Genomic DNA, 16,978 nt, shown 5'->3' with positions numbered 1-16,978 from the left:
ATATTTTACAAATAATTTTGATATTCATAACACTGCGCAAAAAACCTAAGTAATTATTTTACAGTAAAATAAAACCAACCGAATCGGGACTTCAGAATAGCAAATGGTGGTATTTTCTTAATGCAAAGCCCAGCTTGAATCAGGCTTCACGGAACTGAAGCTCATACAACCGCTTGTAGGCGCCGTTGTGCCTCAACAGTTCATCATGGCTTCCCCGCTCCACCACTTGACCATGATCCAACACAAGGATCTGGTCTGCCTGTCGTACAGTAGCAAGACGGTGGGCAATTACAATGGAGGTCCGGTTCTCGGTCAGCCTGGAGATGGCATACTGGATCAACTCCTCGGATTCGGTGTCAACGGAAGATGTGGCCTCGTCCAGCACCAGGATCCTGGGGTCGTGCACGTACGCCCTGATAAAAGAAATCAACTGGCGTTGCCCCACAGACAGCATGCCCCCTCTTTCCCTGACATTGTAATCATATCCTCCCGGCAACCGGCTAATGAATGCATGGGCTCCCACCACACGCGCCGCTTCCTCCACCCTTTCCGGGGTGATGTCTGGGTCATAAAGGGTGATGTTGTTATAAATGGTATCGGAAAACAGGAACACATCCTGTAGCACCACACCCACGTTCTTGCGAAGTTCAGCCAATGGCAGTTGGTGGATGTCTGCATCATCAATTCGTATGGAACCGCGGGCATAATCGTAATACCTTCCCAGGATGTTAATGATGGTACTTTTTCCTGCGCCGGTTGCACCCACAATGGCCAGTGTTTCTCCCGCCTTCACGTCGAAGGATATTCCTTTCAGAATCCAGTCTTCATCATTGTAAGCAAACCAAATATCACGGAATGCAATTTGTCCTTTCAGGTCTACCAGGTGTTGTTGCCCGGTATCTTCCGTGGCATCCTGAATATCCAGCAGCGCAAAAACACGCTCTGACGCCACCATGCCCATCTGCAGCGTATTAAATTTATCCGCCAGTTGACGTATGGGCCTGAACAACGCATAAATAAAGAAGATGAATGCGAGCATTTTTCCAAGTGTCACCCCATTGTCCAAACCAAGGATGGCTTCCTTGGCACCCCACCAAACCATTACACCGATGGATATGGCAGAGAGAATTTCCACCACCGGCAGGAAAATCGAATAGTACCAGACTGATTTGATGTGTGCTTTCCGGTGGGCCTTGTTGATGGTTTGAAATTTAGCGTACTCTTCGTCCTCCATCCCGAATATCTGCACCACGCTCATTCCTACAACATGTTCCTGCACAAACGCATTTAGCCTGGCCACCTGGGTACGCACATCCTGAAAGGCCGAGCGAATTCCGTTTTTAAAAATCCACGTGGCGAGGATCAGGATGGGCATAACGGATAAGCTGAAGAGCGTGAGTTTCCAACTCATGTACACCATCGAACCTATGATCATCAGCAGTTGCATGATATCGCCGAAAATCACCAGCAATCCGTCCGAAAAGATCTCGGCGATGGACTCCATGTCTGAAACCGCACGTGTTACCACGGTTCCGATCGGCGTACGGTCGAAATAGCGTAACCGCAGTTCCGACAAATGACGGAAAGTCTTTTTTCGAAGGTCGCGAACAACTGTTTGCCCCAGCCGGTTGGCGGAATACGTCTGAAGAAACTCCAGCAAGGCCTGCATCACCAGCAACGCAACCATGGCAATGGTCATGTTAAGCAATCCGATGGGATCGGGCATGACCACATAGTGATCGAATGTATATTGGATAAGCCAGGGTCTGGCAGGCCCCACGACACCCAACAACAGTGTACTTACCGCGGCCGTCCAGAATACCTTCCGATAAGGCCGGGTAAATGCCATCACTCTTTTCAGCAGGCTTGAATCAAGAATTTTCCCGGAAACACCGCTCATACTTTCACCTCCGCTTTCTTCTCCACAAACGGTTCATGGGCCAGGTCATCTGCGAACAGGACGGATGGATATATCACCTGCGTGAGATAAAGTCCGCAAGCCGGTGCCGACTGTCCCGCCAGGGACCGATCTCCCGCGTCAAGCATCTCCGCAAAACCATTCAGGGTCATTTTACCCTGACCTACTTCAACCAGGCTACCAACAACAGCTCTAACCATGTTGCGCAGGAAACGATTGGCAGATATATGGAAAACCCATTCACCTTCATTTTCTTCCCAAACCGCCGCAGTAACCGTACATCGGGTCGACTTCTGGTTTCCGCCCGCTTTACAGAAACTGGCAAAGTCCTTTTCTCCCACAAGCATCGCAGCTGCCTGCTCCATGGCGAACAGATCCAGTTCTCCATACAGATACCAAGCACGCCCCACCCTGAACGGATCTCTTGCACGCACGATCCTGTATTCATAAGAACGTGAAACGGCATCAAAGCGAGCATGTGCATCCGGTTTCATCGGGTAAATGGCGCGGATCACAACGGACGATGGAAGAAAGCCGTTCATCCTCAAAACAAATTCTGGGTGATCCGCCAGGGCTGACGGCAAATCGGCATGTGCGAAATAATCCGTGGCATGCACACCGGTATCGGTTCGGCCGCATCCTGTGATGGCTACCTGTATGCCGGTTACCGCCGAGAACCGTTCCTCAAGTAATTGCTGAACGGAGACCGCATTGTCCTGGCTTTGCCAACCGTGAAAGGGCTTGCCGTCATAGGCCAAGCGAATAAAATACCTGCGCATCCCTGCTGTCATAGCGACCGCAAAGATAGAAAACCCGTCTGGGCCTTAACAAATTTTAACAGCAACTGCACATGGATTGGGTTGAATGTTGTGTTCATCATTTTATACTTTTGCTAACCTCCAAATCCGGTAAATCATGGAAGAAGCATCACACATGACGGCAGCCGAGCCATCACAACAAGGGGGTACCGACATTCGGGCCCTCAATGAAAAAATCGAAAAGGAAAGCGCATTTATCGAACTCCTGCTGATGGAGCTCGACAAGGTGATTGTCGGACAGAAGTACATGGTCGAGCGACTGCTGATCGGACTTCTATCCAACGGACACGTCCTGCTTGAAGGCGTACCCGGTCTGGCCAAAACCCTTGCCATCAAATCGCTTGCATCATCCATCCATGCCGACTTCAGCCGCATCCAGTTCACACCTGACCTGCTGCCGGCCGACCTGCTGGGCACGATGATCTACAACCAGAAAAAGGAAGAGTTCATTCCGCGAAAAGGTCCCATCTTCGCCAACCTGATCCTGGCAGATGAGATCAACCGTGCCCCTGCCAAAGTGCAAAGCGCATTGCTGGAAGCCATGCAGGAACACCAGGTGACCATCGGCGATCAAACCTATCCGTTGCCGGAACCCTTCCTGGTGCTTGCGACGCAGAACCCGATCGAACAGGAAGGTACTTACCCCCTTCCGGAAGCGCAGGTTGACAGGTTCATGCTGAAGATCATCATTCGGTACCCGGCCAAGGAAGAAGAAAGAAAAATCATTCGCCAGAACCTTTCCCATGTGAAACCTTCCACAACACCGGTAGTCAGCCCCGAGTCCATTCTCAAGGCCAGGGAAGTGGTGAAGGAAGTGTACATGGATGAAAAGATCGAGAACTATATCCTCGACATTGTGTTCGCCACCAGGAACCCCAAAGAATACAACCTGGAACGCTTCGCGCCCCTGATCAACTACGGGGCGTCACCCCGGGCCAGCATCAACCTGGCCATGGCTGCCAAGGCTTACGCATTCATCAAACGCCGGGGGTATGTGATTCCGGAAGATGTGCGTGCGGTGTGCCCGGACGTCATGCGCCATCGCATCGGTCTGACCTATGAGGCCGAAGCGGAAAACATCACCACGGAAGACATCATTACTGACATTCTTAATACGGTGGAGGTTCCCTGATGTGACCCCGGAACAAATCAAGCCCTGACATCATGGACACGAAAGAACTCATCAAAAAAGTTCGGAAGGTGGAGATTAAAACCCGGGGGCTATCCAACCAGATCTTCTCCGGCGAATACCACAGCGCCTTCAAAGGCAGGGGCATGGCTTTCTCCGAGGTGCGCGAATACCAACCGGGGGATGACATCCGTGCCATCGACTGGAATGTGACGGCGAGGTTCAACCACCCCTACGTAAAGATTTTCGAAGAAGAACGCGAACTCACCATGATGCTGCTGGTGGATGTGAGCGGATCTGAAAACTTCGGTTCTTCTCTCCGGCTGAAACGGGACATGGCCACAGAACTGGCAGCCATCCTTGCCTTCTCCGCCATGCAGAACAACGACAAGATCGGGGTGATCTTCTTCAGTGACCGCATCGAAAAATTCATCCCCCCGAAAAAAGGCCGAAGCCATATTCTGCATATCATACGGGAGATGATCAACTTTGAACCGGAAAGATCGCAAACCGATATCAGTTGCGCACTTCGCCACCTCACCAATGTGATCAAAAAAAGATCCATCGCCTTCGTGATTTCCGACTTCATGGATGCCGGTTTTGAACAGGCCCTGCGCATCGCCAACAAAAAACATGACGTGGTGGCCATCCAGTTGTATGATCAACGTGATCTCGAGTTGCCTTCGGTGGGCCTGATCCGACTGCGTGATCCGGAAACGGGAAAACAAATGGTGGTCGATAGCAACGCAGCACATGTTCGGCGTGCCTACTTCGCTGCAGGGCGCCAGAAAGAAGCGGTTCTGAAAGAAACCTTTCTGCGCTCGGGGGTGGATCATTTGAAAATACGCACCGATGAGTCCTACATCCGCTACCTTATGAATTTCTTTAAAAGCAGGGAGGCAAGGGCATGACGAAGGGTGCTGTATTCCATAAATTCCGGCTGCTCTTCTGCATTTTGCTCATGGCTTTTGTACCTGCACGATCGCAGCAAATGGAGGCAAGGGCGGGGTTGGACACCAATTTGCTGACCATCGGTGACCAGACGGTATTCAAACTGATGGTGCAAACGAATCCACGCACATCCGTCATCTGGCCTCAACTTTCAGACACACTCACAAACGGGTTGTTGATCATCGGTGAAAGCAAGATTGATACCGTGGTTAATCCTGACACCAAGGTTACGCTTCTTACCAAACCTTACCTCATCACTTCCTTCGACTCCGGCCACTACACCATTCCATCTTTCCTGTTCCGCGATGCGAAAGACACATCAATTACTTCATCAACGGGTGCTCTGAACCTGGATGTAATAACGGTACAAGTTGACACCACCCAGGCGATCAGAAACATCAAGGAGCCGATGGATGCGCCACTTACATGGCAGGAGATGAAAACCCTCATCCTCATTGTGGCATTGGTCGTTTTCGCCCTGTTGTTCTTTTTGTGGTACTTCATCTTCCGTGAGAAAAAGAAACAAGTGGAAAACACCGAACCGGTTGTGCAATTACCTCCGCATGAAGAAGCATTGCTTGCCTTGCGAGCGCTGGAAGAGGAGAAACTTTGGCAACAAGGCGATATCAAGACCTATCACACACGCCTCACCGATATTCTTCGCGAATACATAGAAAGGCAATTCGGCATCTCCGCCATGGAAATGACCAGCAATGAAGTGCTGACCGCCATGCGTAGCCGTGTGGATGCCGGCCTGCTTCAAAAACACCTGCGCCCCCTGTTCACCCTGGCCGATATGGTTAAGTTTGCCAAAGCACAACCGCTGGCATCCGAACATGAAGTAAACCTGAGACTCGCGGTGGAATTTGTGCAGGCAACCGCCACACCCCTGGAGGACCAGGAACGTGAATCTGCAAACGAAACGGATGGCCATGAAGGGAATTGAATTCGCATATCCGTGGGTATTCTCCCTGCTGGCTCTCTTGCTGGTTCTGGCGATTTATCATTTTCGATGGAGCTCCAGGAAAATGCCCGTCGCGTCTATCTCTACCCTCTCCGAACTGGAAAAGATCAAACCCTCATTCCGTTCCCGCATATTTCACTTGCCCTTCATTCTTAGATTACTTGCCATGGCATTGCTCATTGTGGCCCTTGCCAGACCTCAGTCGGACCTCAGCTGGCAAAACGTGACCACTGACGGAATTGATATCATCATGGCGGTTGACATTTCCAGCAGCATGCTGGCCCGCGATTTTGAACCGAACCGCCTGGAAGCAGCAAAAAAGATGGCTTCCGAGTTTATTGAAAACCGCCCTGGAGACCGCATCGGCCTGGTGGTGTTTGCCAGAGAAAGCTTTACCCAGTGCCCGCTTACTACAGATCATGCCGTATTGAAAAACCTGTTCGCTTCCATCAAGGTCGGAATGCTTGAAGATGGAACGGCCATCGGAATGGGACTGGCCAATGCCGTGAACCGGCTTCGTTTCAGCGATGCAAAAAGCAAGGTAGTCATACTACTAACGGATGGCGTGAACAACCAGGGCAGCATTGCACCGGCTACGGCTGCAGAACTGGCGGAAACCATGGGCATTCGGGTATATACCATCGGTGTAGGATCCGAAGGCGTAGCTTTGAGTCCTACAGGCAAGCTACCCAACGGAAAGTACACCTATGACTACATGAAGGTTGACATTGACGAAGCGGTTCTTAACCAGATTTCCAGCTTAACCGGTGGTCAGTATTTCAGGGCAACCGACAACAACAAACTCCGAAGCATCTATCAACAAATAGACAAGCTTGAAAAATCAAAAATACAGGTAACGGAATTCAGCAGAAAAGGAGAAGAATTCCTGCCATTCGCCCTGATCGGCCTGACGCTGCTCATGCTGGATTTCCTGTTGCGTAAATCTTTACTCAAAAGCATTCCATAGACATGTTCCGTTTTGAACATATCGAATTCCTGCATGCGCTCTGGCTGATTCCACTGGTATTGGTCATTGCCGGCATCGCCGCGTCACGCAGCAAGAAGGCCTTGAGAAGGTACGCAGATGAATCGGTGCTTGGCGCCATCACTTCCGGTGTTTCCGGTTCAAGACCCTGGTTCAAAACCATCCTCTTCTGTGTGGCCCTGGCATTGCTGGCCGTTGGACTTGCAAACCCACAACTGGGTTCAAAACTACAAGAGGTGAAACGCAAAGGGATCGACCTGGTGGTGGCAATTGATGTTTCCAATAGCATGAAAGCCGAAGACATCAAGCCGAGCCGGTTGGAACGCACACGGCAAATCATTTCCCGGTTGGTAGACAACCTGCATGGTGACCGCATCGGCATCGTTGTATTCGGAGGAAGCGCCTACATGCAATTGCCCATCACAACCGACTATGCCGCTGCCAAGATGTACCTCGGGAACATCAATACCGATATCATACCCACGCAGGGTACGGCCATCGGTGAAGCCATCCGTACATCCATGAAAGCCTTCGACGAATCCGGTGCCAAGTCGAAAGTGATCCTGGTGATTACCGATGGGGAGAACCATGAAGATGATGCCATCACCGCTGCCAAAGAAGCTGCAGCTGCCGGTATTATCGTACACACCATGGGCATGGGATCTCCCAAAGGTGGCCCCATCCCGATTTATCAGAATGGCAGCAAAGCCGGATTCCAGAAAGACAGGGAAGGCAATACAATCGTAACCAAACTGGACCCGGCCATGCTGAAAGAAATTGCAGATGCCGGCGATGGCGCCTACTTCCCCACAAGCCACAGTCAAACCGCTGTTCAAGCATTAAGAAAGCAGCTTGACAAAATGGATAAAACCGATATGGACTCCAAGGTTTTCAGCGACTACGAAGACCATTTCCACTACTTCATTGCCGCCGCTTTATTGTTGCTAACTTTGGAATCCCTTATTCCTGAGAGAAAAGGCAAATGGGCCCAAAAATTAAAAATATGATGTGGTACAGACATATCCTGTCTCTGGGTCTGCTGACCTTGCTGGCCTGGACCGCACATGCCCAGGAAGAACGAAAGTACATCCGCGAGGGGAACAAATACTACAAAGAACAGAATTACGACATGGCAGCTGATGCTTATAAGAAAGCGAGGGAGAAAAACCCTGTGTCAGCTGCCGCACGCTTCAATGAAGCCGATGTACTGTACAACCAGAAGAAGTTCGATGAAGCCGCCTCCGGCTTTCAATCCCTTGCCCAGGAATCAGGACTGAACCCCTCAGAACGCGCGCAATGTTTCCACAATGCAGGCAATGCGCTGATGCAACAAAAGAAATGGAAGGAAAGCATTCAGGCGTACAAACAGGCCTTGTTGTCAAACCCGAACGACCCGGATACCAAATACAACCTGGCATATGCACAGGCTATGCTAAAAAAGGAGCAAGAGCAACAGCAGCAAAAAAACGACAACAAAGATCAGGACAACAAACAGGATCAAAAGGACAAGCAAGACCAGGACAAGCAAGACCAAAAAGACAAGCAGGATCAACAAAATCAACAGGACAAACAGGATCAAAAAGATAAGCAGGACAAGGACGGACAGAAGAACGACAAAGACAAAAAGGACCCTCAGCAAGGAGATCAGGACGGCAAGGAAAATCAGAAAGACAAGGAAAATCAGCAAAAGGCGCAGCAGGGTCAGGGAAAGGAAGGAAAAATATCAAAGGCGGACGCCCAACGTATTCTGGATGCGCTGCAAAAAGATGAGAACGCCTTACAGAAAGAGAAACAAAAGAACCAGAAAGCACGCGTAGTGGTTATTGACAAAGATTGGTAGATCGCATATGCACCGAAGTCGACATATCTTATTTGCCATTGCAACCGGTTTGCTTTTATTTGCAACGGGTTTGCAGGCACAGGTCAACTTCACCGCATCCACCAGTCACCGCAAAGTGGGCGTAGGCCAGCCATTCCGTATCACCTTTTCCCTGGCCAACGGAAACGGCAAGAATTTCCGACTTCCATCCATCCAGAATGTGCAAATTCTTTCCGGTCCCAACCAACAGGTCAGCACACGCATCATCAACGGTGATTATTCCCAATCCATTTCCTACTCCATTGACATGCGTGCCCTCAAGGCGGGTTCCGTAAAAATTCCTCCGGCCAGTGTAACGGTGGATGGTCAGGAATACAATACAGGTGAACTCACCATTGAAGTAACGAACGACGGATCCGGCGAACAACAGAACTCCGAACAGGATGGCGGCGAAAGCTCAAACCAGGGCATGACGCTGGCCCGCCTGAAAGCAAGTCCGTCCGAAGTATACCAGGGACAGGAACTCCTGCTCACCCAAATCTTGCAAAGCCGCCAACAACTGGCTGACCTCCGTGATTTCCGGCCTCCTGAGCTGGAAGGATTCATGTCCTATGACATCGAGCAAAAAGGCCCCATCACCCTCAGGAACGAAAACTACAACGGGGCCAACTACCAAACCGCTGACCTGCGCAAACAAGTGCTGTTTCCGCAAAAATCCGGCAAGCTCAAGATCCAGCCTATGGAAGTTGAATGCGTGGTACGTGAACAAACACGTAGGTCACGGGATTTCTTTGACCAATTCTTTGGGGGTGGATACAAGAACACAGTTGTTAAGGTTAAAAGCGATCCCATTACGATTCAAGTGAAACCTTTGCCGGAAGATGGGAAACCTGATCACTTCAAAGGAGCGGTAGGCGATTACCAGATGAAAACGGAGGTAGACAAAACCTCCCTCAAGGCCAACGAAGCCCTGACGCTGAAGGTAACCATCAGCGGAAAAGGCAACCTGAAGATCATTGATGCACCTGAAATCGACTTTCCGACCGACTTCGAAGTCTATGACCCCAAGATCTCCCAAAACATCCAGGTGAACGAATCGGGGGTATCCGGTAAAATCACCTTTGAATACGTACTCATTCCCCGGCACGGAGGCACATACACCATTCCTTCCTTCTCCTTTGATTACTTTAACCCCAACCGGGCCACGTATGTCACCCTTTCGTCCGAAGAATATTCGGTGGAGGTTGAAAAAGGGAACGGCGAATCGGATGGCAGTACTTTTGTTCCTGGAAAAGAAGATGTGCAAATCGTTGGGCAAGACATCCGATTCATTCATAACGGGGTTTCCGACCTCACGCGAAAAGGCAAAACATTCTTCGGCTCAACGGCTTTCACCATACTAATGATCCTGCCGCTTTTATTTGTTTTTCTTGCTGCCTGGCAACGCAGAAAAAAGCAGGAAGCACTGAGGGATGTGGCAGGCAACCGCAGCAAAAAAGCAGAAAAGGTGGCACGCACCCGCCTTTCGAAAGCAGCTCAGCTGCTGAAGGAAAATAACCGGGATGCCTATTATGAAGAAGTATTGCGAACCCTCTGGAATTACACAGGGCACCGCCTGCATATCGCCATGGCTGACTTGAACAAGGAAAATGCTACGACAGCCTTGCAAAAATCGGGAGTGAGCAATGAAACAACAGGAAACCTGATCGCACTGATTCACCAATGTGAGTTCGCCCGCTATGCACCTCCCGGCAGCAGCCATGAAATGCAGGACGATTTTTCTTCCGCCATCAATGTCATTCGAAAGATCGAGGAGGAAATGAAATGAGACAATTCCTGATATACATCTGCGTGTTGCTCATGACCGGTGGTGTATGGGCCCAGGATGCTTCACAATCGCAACTGGAACTGGGCAACCAAAAATACGTGGAAGGCAGGTACGACGACGCAATCAAACATTATGAACAGGTTCTGTCCGGCGGATATACATCAGCGTCCCTGGAATACAACCTGGGCAATGCCTATTATAAAGCCGGCCAATACCCACGGGCGATCCTGCACTACGAACGCGCGCTGAAAATCGACCCAAAACTGGAAGATGCCGGTTACAACCTGGAACTCGCCAATGAACACACAGTAGACCGGATCGAACCGCTTCCGCAGGTTTTCTTCCAGGGGTGGATCAAAGACACCACGTATATTTTTAGCGCAGATGGTTGGGCGCGATTGACCGCCTTATGCATGTGGCTGGCCTGCCTTGTACTTGCCTTTTATATCTGGCTGAGGGGTCGCAGGAAAACAGCACCCCTGTTTTATGGGTTGGTGCTGATGGTATGCGTAGGTGTCCTTTCCTTCATCATGGCATCCAGGCAGAACAACGAACAGATAAACGGCCGGGGTGCGATCATCATGCAAACCAGTGTGACCGCCAAAAGTGAACCGACCGAATCAGGCAAGATGCTTTTCGAATTGCACGAAGGAACCAAGTGCAACATCATCAGCAGAAACAACGATTGGTTGAACATCCGCCTGGCCAATGGCAACGAGGGTTGGTTGCCGGCAGATGCACTTGAAATCATCTGACGCTTGAAAAAAATCCTCCTGATCTCAGACACACATGGCTTCCTTGACCCGAGGCTGCTGAAACACATTGAATGGGCTGACGAGATATGGCATGCCGGAGACATCGGAAATGCTGCGGTGCTTCATGCATTGGAAGACATGAAGCCGGTACGGGCCGTATATGGCAACATCGATGGCACCGAGGTGAGGAAAATGTGTCCGCTGGATCAGCATTTTGTGTGTGAGGGGTTGGAGGTATGGATCACGCACATCGGCGGGTATCCTGGAAAATATGAAAAAAGGGTGCTGGCACAGTTCATGAACCACCGCCCCGGAATATTCATCTGCGGGCATTCTCATATTTTAAAGGTGATTTACGACAAAGCACACGATCTCCTGCATATCAACCCGGGCGCAGCCGGAAACCACGGCATTCACAGGGTAGTAACTGCCATCCGGATGGAGATAGACCAGGGCAAGGTCAAGGACCTTAGTATCGTGGAATGGCCCAGAAAAGGCCTAGCGTAAACGATCGGCGGCCCGCACGAGTTCCTCATCCTTATGGATGCGTCGCAGGGCAAGTACAACAAACAACATGGAAACCAACGGCAGAAATGCCACCGGTGAAATCTTGAAGGAGCGATCCGGAAAAAGTCCGGCCAGCCTGTATCCATAAAAAAAGATCACACCCTGACCCACAGCCACCAGCATCCATAGCAACCTGCACAGGAAGATCTGCCTGGGGCGATTCTTGTAAAACAGCACAGTAGCGAATGAAATCAGTACGAATACGATCCATAAACCGAAAGGAAACGGCGTGAGAAGTGTGACTTTCCCCTCCAGTCCTTCCATCAGACCATAAATAAAATAGGATGCTTCGCCCGTGTCACCGGCCATTTTTCCCAGTGGAAAATAGAAGAGGGCCATGATGAAGGCCACGGCCAACAACAGGTAGATGGTTTGAATTCTCTGTATCATATCTGTGGCGAAATTGATAATTTTTTTCGAACGCCTTCTTGAATTCCACGATTTATTTGTAATATTGCACGTCTTTACTCGTTTCCCGAACGATTTAGAGTTTTCTCCGGCGGGAAAATCAGCAGATGACTTCTAATTAAATCCAAATCCGAAGCTTGAACTGCGAGATTGTTTTTTTAAGCGCCCAACATATTTGAACGCTTTATTCATATTGTAAAATCATTCCCATTTCTATTTAAATTTCCCAAGGCATGTACAGTATCCTTGACCTGAACGAAAAGTTGGTCCCCGAACTTAAAGAGATTGCCAAATCCCTCAACATATCCGATTATAATGCCCTCCGCAAACAGGAGTTGATATATAAGATTCTTGACCAACAAGCCATAGCCCCTCCTAAAACCAACGCCAGTTCATCCATGAAGGAAGAAAAAGAAAGCGCGAAGCCATCGGCGGAAACACCTGCAAAAGCTCCCGAGCCGGTACAGGCAGACATGTTCAAACCCGAACAATCCAGCGCATCCGCTACACCCTCTGAAGAACCAAGAAAAAACGCACCGGATTCCAAACACCGCCAACCCATCGCCAGCAGCGATCCCAGCGTGGCCAGACAGGAAAACCGAAAACCCGATCAGGATACCAAAACAGCTCCTGCTCCTCAACAAAATCACCAGGAAAGATCCAACCAGAATCCGCAGCAGCAGCAGCAGCAGCAGCAGCAGCAGCAGCAGCAAAATCATCAACATCAGCAGCAGCAAAATCCGCAGAACCAGCAGAACCAACAGGATCGTTCCAAGAATTTCCAGCAACAAAAACCGCAACAACGCCACGAGAAAAAACAGGCCCCCGAAGACCTGTTTGATTTCGACGGCATCATTGTCAGCGAAGGCGTATTGGAAATCATGCCCGATGGCTATGGCTTCCTCCGCTCTTCCGACTACAACTACCTTACTTCACCGGATGACATTTACGTATCACAGTCGCAGATCAAACTGTTCGGACTGAAAACCGGTGACACCGTTCGCGGCAGCATCCGCCCGCCCAAAGAAGGTGAAAAGTATTTCCCCCTGATCAAGGTTGAAAAGATCAATGGCCGCGAACCCGACTACGTGCGCGATCGCGTTCCCTTCGACCACCTCACACCGTTGTTCCCGTTTGAGAAACTCCAGTTGACCGGCCACAGGAAAAGCAACCTTTCCACCCGTGTCATGGATCTGTTCACACCCATCGGAAAAGGTCAGCGCGGACTCATCGTGGCACAACCCAAAACGGGTAAGACCACATTGCTGAAAGACGTAGCCAACGCCATCGCAGAAAATCATCCGGAAGTATACCTGTTGGTGCTCCTTATCGATGAACGTCCGGAAGAAGTAACCGATATGGCCAGAAGCGTACGTGCCGAGGTCATCTCCTCTACCTTCGACGAACCTGCAGAACGCCACGTAAAAGTCGCCAACATCGTGCTTGAGAAAGCCAAACGCATGGTGGAATGCGGACACGATGTGGTGATCCTGCTCGACTCGATCACACGCCTGGCACGTGCATACAACACCGTATCCCCGGCCTCTGGCAAGGTCCTGTCCGGTGGTGTGGACGCCAACGCACTCCACAAACCCAAGCGTTTCTTCGGTGCAGCCCGTAAGATTGAGAACGGCGGTTCACTCACCATCCTGGCTACGGCCCTTACAGAAACAGGATCCAAGATGGATGATGTGATCTTCGAAGAATTCAAAGGCACGGGTAACATGGAACTTCAACTCGACCGCAAGATTTCCAACAAGCGGATCTACCCGGCTATTGACATCGTTACTTCCAGCACACGTCGCGAAGATTTGCTGCTTGAGAAAGAAGCTTTGCCACGTATCTGGGTACTGCGTAACCACCTTGCCGATATGAATTCCGTGGAAGCAATGGAGTTCCTGCTCGACAGAATGCGTCACACCAAGACCAACGAAGAGTTCCTGGTTTCCATGAACGGATAGTCAGGAAGTCAGACGGTCAAAGGCGCGAAGGCGAATCAACATCAACAGGGTAATACCTCCCATCAGCAGGAACATGATGCCTGCCAGGATAAGTGCATACCTGAGGGTATACACATCGGCCATCCATCCGAGCAAAGGGGAAACAACCGCCGCCATGCACCGGATGACGAAACTACGGATTGACAGAATGGTGGCCCGCATGTGATCAGGCGTAAGCAGGTTGATGTAGCTTCGCAACAAGGGTGTTGCCAATCCGCGCACCAGGTAAAACAAAGCAAGCACACAAAGCACAGCATACCCGGGTACCGCCGCTACCAGCCAGAACCCCGCAGCGATCAGCAGCCACATGGTCCATACCATGTTCCGTCGCCCGAACCGGCGATCAGCCCTTGAAGAAAAATAGGCCGAGATCCCTACCAGAAACTGAAGTGCGGTCCATGCCACACCGAACCAGAATACAGGCATGTTCAGCTCACGGAATGTGGGCTGAAGAAAAATCTTTGCCATCAGCAAAGTAGCGGCTCCCAGTACCGAAGAGAACAAGATCATGCCGGTCAGGTCTTTGGCTTCATAGCGAAGGTATTTGAGTATGGCACCGACCGGTTGCGACTTGCGATTGATGTGGCTCGGTATTTCTTTCAGACTTGCGGCCACCGGTACCGCCAGCAACGAAATCACACACTGACCGATATATGGATAACGGAGGCTCCAACCAGCCAATAAACCTCCCAGGATACCAGCCATGCCTTCCGCAAAATTTCCGATGGCCACCACCCTGCCTTCATGGTGAATGTATTGCGACTCTTTTCCCCCGGCTTTCAATGTTTCAAATAACAATGCGGAATCCGTACCCGAGACGAAGCTCATGCCGACGCCAAGCAGAATTTCCGCCACCATGAACCAAGTAAATGACGACTCAAAGGCATACATGCCGAAACCGATGGCAGTGGCGATGGTTCCGAGCAGCAGCGTATTCCTTCTGCCATATACATCCGACAAATACCCGGAGGGAATTTCAAATACCGCGATGGTTAAGTAATAGGTGGATTGTAACAAGGTAATCTGACGCAGTTCAAGTCCGAGGTCGTTGTAAAACAACATGAACACCGGCATGAACATCATGAACCAGCGCGAGATTTTCAATACGTATAGCTTCCAGATATTGGACTGCACATCCGCCATGAGGCAAAAATAACAAAGGAAAGAATAGACAGGCTCTAAACCCGGCTTCGGATCTCAGCCACTTCCCGCTGAAGATCCATCACCGCCTGTGCCAGCTGGTCTCTTGACAGGTTCGCTTCCGGCAATTCAGGGCTGATGTAGTTCACGAAGCGCCACACCTCGACCACCTCCGTGGCCTTGATGCGATACGGTTCATACGCCGGGTTGGTGGATGAAAGCAGAAAGGTGCCGTCTTCGGAAAGGCGGTTGGCAACCAGCTTGAACACAATGCCCTCATCGCGTGTGACCAGGATACAAGGCTCTCCGTCTTTGATCTGGTGCCAGTTCTGCACATACGATCCGGTTACCCATGAACCTTCCTGCACAGGCGGCATGGAATCGCCCTTGATGGGAAAGGTCCGGTACTTTTTCTCCCTTGGCAGAAACGGCAACCGAAAAGTAGGCAACACCTTGATGTAGTCCGGATCGGCATAGCCGCGGGTGTAACCGGCACTGGCTTCCTGGGGAACCAACTCGATGTTTTCATCTCCGGAAGGATCCACAGTGGTCAGCAACACCCGCAGACGTTTGCCGTCTGCGTCAAACGAAAGACCCTTTTCAAACGCCTCGAGCTGAGACCCGGGGATCGCCGAAAGATCCAAACGGATCAATGGGTCAAGGGGCATCGAAAAAAAATCTGCCAGGGTAGCCAACACATCCAGGTTAGGCTGCGTATGCCCCAGCTCATACCCGCTCAAAGAAGCACGCTTGATGCCGAGCGTTGTAGCCATCTCTTCTTGAGATAGACCACGGCGTTGCCGGAGCAACTGGAGGTTGGTACCTAAATAAATGGGATGCCCGCTTTCAATTGACGACTTTTTCATCATGGGAATGACAGATTTTCCGTCGAATCTACCAAATACTTTTTCAACCTCCAAAAAAAAACCCCGGTTGTTTCCAACCGGGGCTAGCATATGTCCACCAAAAACCTTTAACAACTACTTCTCGAACTTGACGTAACCGTCAGGCACATTGAAAAGCTTGTCATCAATAGACTTCTTGGTGATTTTTGTCACCTCCATACGTGTTCTTTCTTCCCTCAACAGCGAATTCTCAACTGTGAGGAATGGGAAAGCGTCTTCAAACCCATCTATCACCAAATAGTATATGGAGGTATTTTCTTTACGGTTCACCGTATTGATCAAACTGGGAAAAAACTGGAAACCACCGGATGCCAACCAGTAAGTCACTTCTGTATTCTGTGACTTGTTACGTACACGCACCTGCTCACACTCAAAACCCTGGATGGTCTTTTTGTTACCGGTCTTCATCACTTCATAGTTGTTCTTATCACCCGGATTGAGGGGCGAATTGTTCACATCCATGTAAAGCTTTCTTTCCGGGCTGAGGGCCAGCAATGACTTCTCACCCAGATCCACCAACATCACACCTTTTACTTCACCCCGTACTGTGTTTTCGATCCGAATGTGGTCGCCTTTCACGTAGTACACATAGTTGGATGTGTCTGTCTGCGTCATTTTCACAAACTCAATTGTCCCTTCGAAGCCATCGGCCATGCTAGCGCCAACAGTTCCGAAAAAGAGGGCGGCCACTGCGGCCAGATATTTTGCATGATGCTTCATAATCGTGGGTTTTCAAAGGTTGGACAAAATAACTCTTTTTTGTCTAAGAATACAAAACAAATGCCACGATC

General features: G+C 50.3%; 16 protein-coding genes. 10 read left to right on the top strand and 6 right to left on the bottom strand.

Annotated features, from left to right (window positions below):
* Positions 1-139 precede the first annotated feature (139 nt).
* Both H6585_10635 and truA read right to left on the bottom strand, forming a co-directional pair.
* Positions 140-1,900 carry an ABC transporter ATP-binding protein gene (locus tag H6585_10635; GenBank protein MCB9448788.1) on the bottom strand — a complete coding sequence of 587 codons (1,761 nt, stop codon included), beginning with the start codon at positions 1,898-1,900 and terminating at the stop codon, positions 140-142.
* A complete protein-coding gene (gene truA, locus H6585_10630) occupies positions 1,897-2,697 on the bottom strand; it encodes a tRNA pseudouridine(38-40) synthase TruA (protein ID MCB9448787.1) in 801 nt (266 codons plus the stop codon). The genes H6585_10635 and truA overlap by 4 nt, the downstream gene beginning before the upstream one ends.
* 136 nt (positions 2,698-2,833) lie before the next feature.
* On the opposite strand from truA, the gene H6585_10625 reads away from it, so the two are divergent.
* The 9 genes from H6585_10625 to H6585_10585 are packed head-to-tail and all read left to right on the top strand — an operon-like array spanning position 2,834 to position 11,674.
* Complete coding sequence (locus H6585_10625) at positions 2,834-3,868, top strand: MoxR family ATPase (GenBank protein ID MCB9448786.1); 1,035 nt, start codon at positions 2,834-2,836, stop codon at positions 3,866-3,868.
* A gap of 32 nt (positions 3,869-3,900) precedes the next feature.
* Positions 3,901-4,776, top strand: coding sequence for a DUF58 domain-containing protein (locus H6585_10620; GenBank protein ID MCB9448785.1), 876 nt, complete (start codon positions 3,901-3,903; stop codon positions 4,774-4,776).
* Positions 4,773-5,762, top strand: a complete 990-nt coding sequence (locus H6585_10615; GenBank protein ID MCB9448784.1) for a hypothetical protein — start codon at positions 4,773-4,775, stop codon at positions 5,760-5,762. Before H6585_10620 ends, H6585_10615 begins: the two co-directional genes overlap by 4 nt.
* Positions 5,749-6,747 carry a VWA domain-containing protein gene (locus tag H6585_10610; GenBank protein MCB9448783.1) on the top strand — a complete coding sequence of 333 codons (999 nt, stop codon included), beginning with the start codon at positions 5,749-5,751 and terminating at the stop codon, positions 6,745-6,747. Before H6585_10615 ends, H6585_10610 begins: the two co-directional genes overlap by 14 nt.
* Positions 6,748-6,749: 2 nt before the next feature.
* On the top strand, positions 6,750-7,772 hold the full coding sequence (locus H6585_10605; GenBank protein MCB9448782.1) for a VWA domain-containing protein: 1,023 nt from the start codon (positions 6,750-6,752) through the stop codon (positions 7,770-7,772).
* The gene (locus tag H6585_10600) at positions 7,772-8,605 is read left to right on the top strand and encodes a tetratricopeptide repeat protein (GenBank protein MCB9448781.1); all 834 of its coding nucleotides are present in this window, start codon (positions 7,772-7,774) and stop codon (positions 8,603-8,605) included. The genes H6585_10605 and H6585_10600 overlap by 1 nt, the downstream gene beginning before the upstream one ends.
* 7 nt (positions 8,606-8,612) lie before the next feature.
* Complete coding sequence (locus H6585_10595; GenBank protein MCB9448780.1) at positions 8,613-10,412, top strand: protein BatD; 1,800 nt, start codon at positions 8,613-8,615, stop codon at positions 10,410-10,412.
* A complete protein-coding gene (locus H6585_10590) occupies positions 10,409-11,167 on the top strand; it encodes a tetratricopeptide repeat protein (GenBank protein ID MCB9448779.1) in 759 nt (252 codons plus the stop codon). The genes H6585_10595 and H6585_10590 overlap by 4 nt, the downstream gene beginning before the upstream one ends.
* Positions 11,168-11,170: 3 nt before the next feature.
* Positions 11,171-11,674: a metallophosphoesterase family protein gene (locus H6585_10585; protein ID MCB9448778.1), complete on the top strand. Its 504-nt coding sequence runs from the start codon at positions 11,171-11,173 to the stop codon at positions 11,672-11,674.
* On the opposite strand, the gene H6585_10580 is transcribed toward H6585_10585, so the two are convergent.
* Complete coding sequence (locus tag H6585_10580) at positions 11,666-12,124, bottom strand: DUF4293 domain-containing protein (protein MCB9448777.1); 459 nt, start codon at positions 12,122-12,124, stop codon at positions 11,666-11,668. The two genes, H6585_10585 and H6585_10580, sit on opposite strands and share 9 nt — an antisense overlap.
* A gap of 251 nt (positions 12,125-12,375) precedes the next feature.
* Here H6585_10580 and rho point away from each other — a divergent pair, with 251 nt between their 5' ends.
* Complete coding sequence (gene rho, locus H6585_10575) at positions 12,376-14,103, top strand: transcription termination factor Rho (GenBank protein ID MCB9448776.1); 1,728 nt, start codon at positions 12,376-12,378, stop codon at positions 14,101-14,103.
* On the opposite strand, the gene H6585_10570 is transcribed toward rho, so the two are convergent.
* The 3 genes from H6585_10570 to H6585_10560 form a co-directional block, all read right to left on the bottom strand.
* Positions 14,104-15,285, bottom strand: coding sequence for an MFS transporter (locus H6585_10570; protein MCB9448775.1), 1,182 nt, complete (start codon positions 15,283-15,285; stop codon positions 14,104-14,106). It lies immediately after the preceding gene.
* A gap of 35 nt (positions 15,286-15,320) precedes the next feature.
* Positions 15,321-16,115, bottom strand: a complete 795-nt coding sequence (locus H6585_10565) for a helix-turn-helix domain-containing protein (protein ID MCB9448774.1) — start codon at positions 16,113-16,115, stop codon at positions 15,321-15,323.
* Between the two features lie 147 nt (positions 16,116-16,262).
* Positions 16,263-16,907 carry a DUF4412 domain-containing protein gene (locus H6585_10560; GenBank protein MCB9448773.1) on the bottom strand — a complete coding sequence of 215 codons (645 nt, stop codon included), beginning with the start codon at positions 16,905-16,907 and terminating at the stop codon, positions 16,263-16,265.
* Positions 16,908-16,978: the final 71 nt, after the last annotated feature.

Source organism: Flavobacteriales bacterium (genome assembly GCA_020635855.1).
GTDB lineage: Bacteria > Bacteroidota > Bacteroidia > JACJYZ01 > JACJYZ01 > JACJYZ01.
The sequence above is the reverse complement of the archived record's forward strand: the minus strand, read 5'-3'. Positions and strand labels throughout refer to the sequence as shown.

Coding starts and splice junctions, on each gene's coding strand:
- H6585_10635 (MCB9448788.1), bottom strand. CDS start 1,900: ATGAGCGGTGTTTCCGGGAAAATTCTTGATTCAAGCCTGCTGAAAAGA.
- truA (MCB9448787.1), bottom strand. CDS start 2,697: ATGCGCAGGTATTTTATTCGCTTGGCCTATGACGGCAAGCCCTTTCAC.
- H6585_10625 (MCB9448786.1), top strand. CDS start 2,834: ATGGAAGAAGCATCACACATGACGGCAGCCGAGCCATCACAACAAGGG.
- H6585_10620 (MCB9448785.1), top strand. CDS start 3,901: ATGGACACGAAAGAACTCATCAAAAAAGTTCGGAAGGTGGAGATTAAA.
- H6585_10615 (MCB9448784.1), top strand. CDS start 4,773: ATGACGAAGGGTGCTGTATTCCATAAATTCCGGCTGCTCTTCTGCATT.
- H6585_10610 (MCB9448783.1), top strand. CDS start 5,749: ATGAAGGGAATTGAATTCGCATATCCGTGGGTATTCTCCCTGCTGGCT.
- H6585_10605 (MCB9448782.1), top strand. CDS start 6,750: ATGTTCCGTTTTGAACATATCGAATTCCTGCATGCGCTCTGGCTGATT.
- H6585_10600 (MCB9448781.1), top strand. CDS start 7,772: ATGTGGTACAGACATATCCTGTCTCTGGGTCTGCTGACCTTGCTGGCC.
- H6585_10595 (MCB9448780.1), top strand. CDS start 8,613: ATGCACCGAAGTCGACATATCTTATTTGCCATTGCAACCGGTTTGCTT.
- H6585_10590 (MCB9448779.1), top strand. CDS start 10,409: ATGAGACAATTCCTGATATACATCTGCGTGTTGCTCATGACCGGTGGT.
- H6585_10580 (MCB9448777.1), bottom strand. CDS start 12,124: ATGATACAGAGAATTCAAACCATCTACCTGTTGTTGGCCGTGGCCTTC.
- rho (MCB9448776.1), top strand. CDS start 12,376: ATGTACAGTATCCTTGACCTGAACGAAAAGTTGGTCCCCGAACTTAAA.
- H6585_10570 (MCB9448775.1), bottom strand. CDS start 15,285: ATGGCGGATGTGCAGTCCAATATCTGGAAGCTATACGTATTGAAAATC.
- H6585_10560 (MCB9448773.1), bottom strand. CDS start 16,907: ATGAAGCATCATGCAAAATATCTGGCCGCAGTGGCCGCCCTCTTTTTC.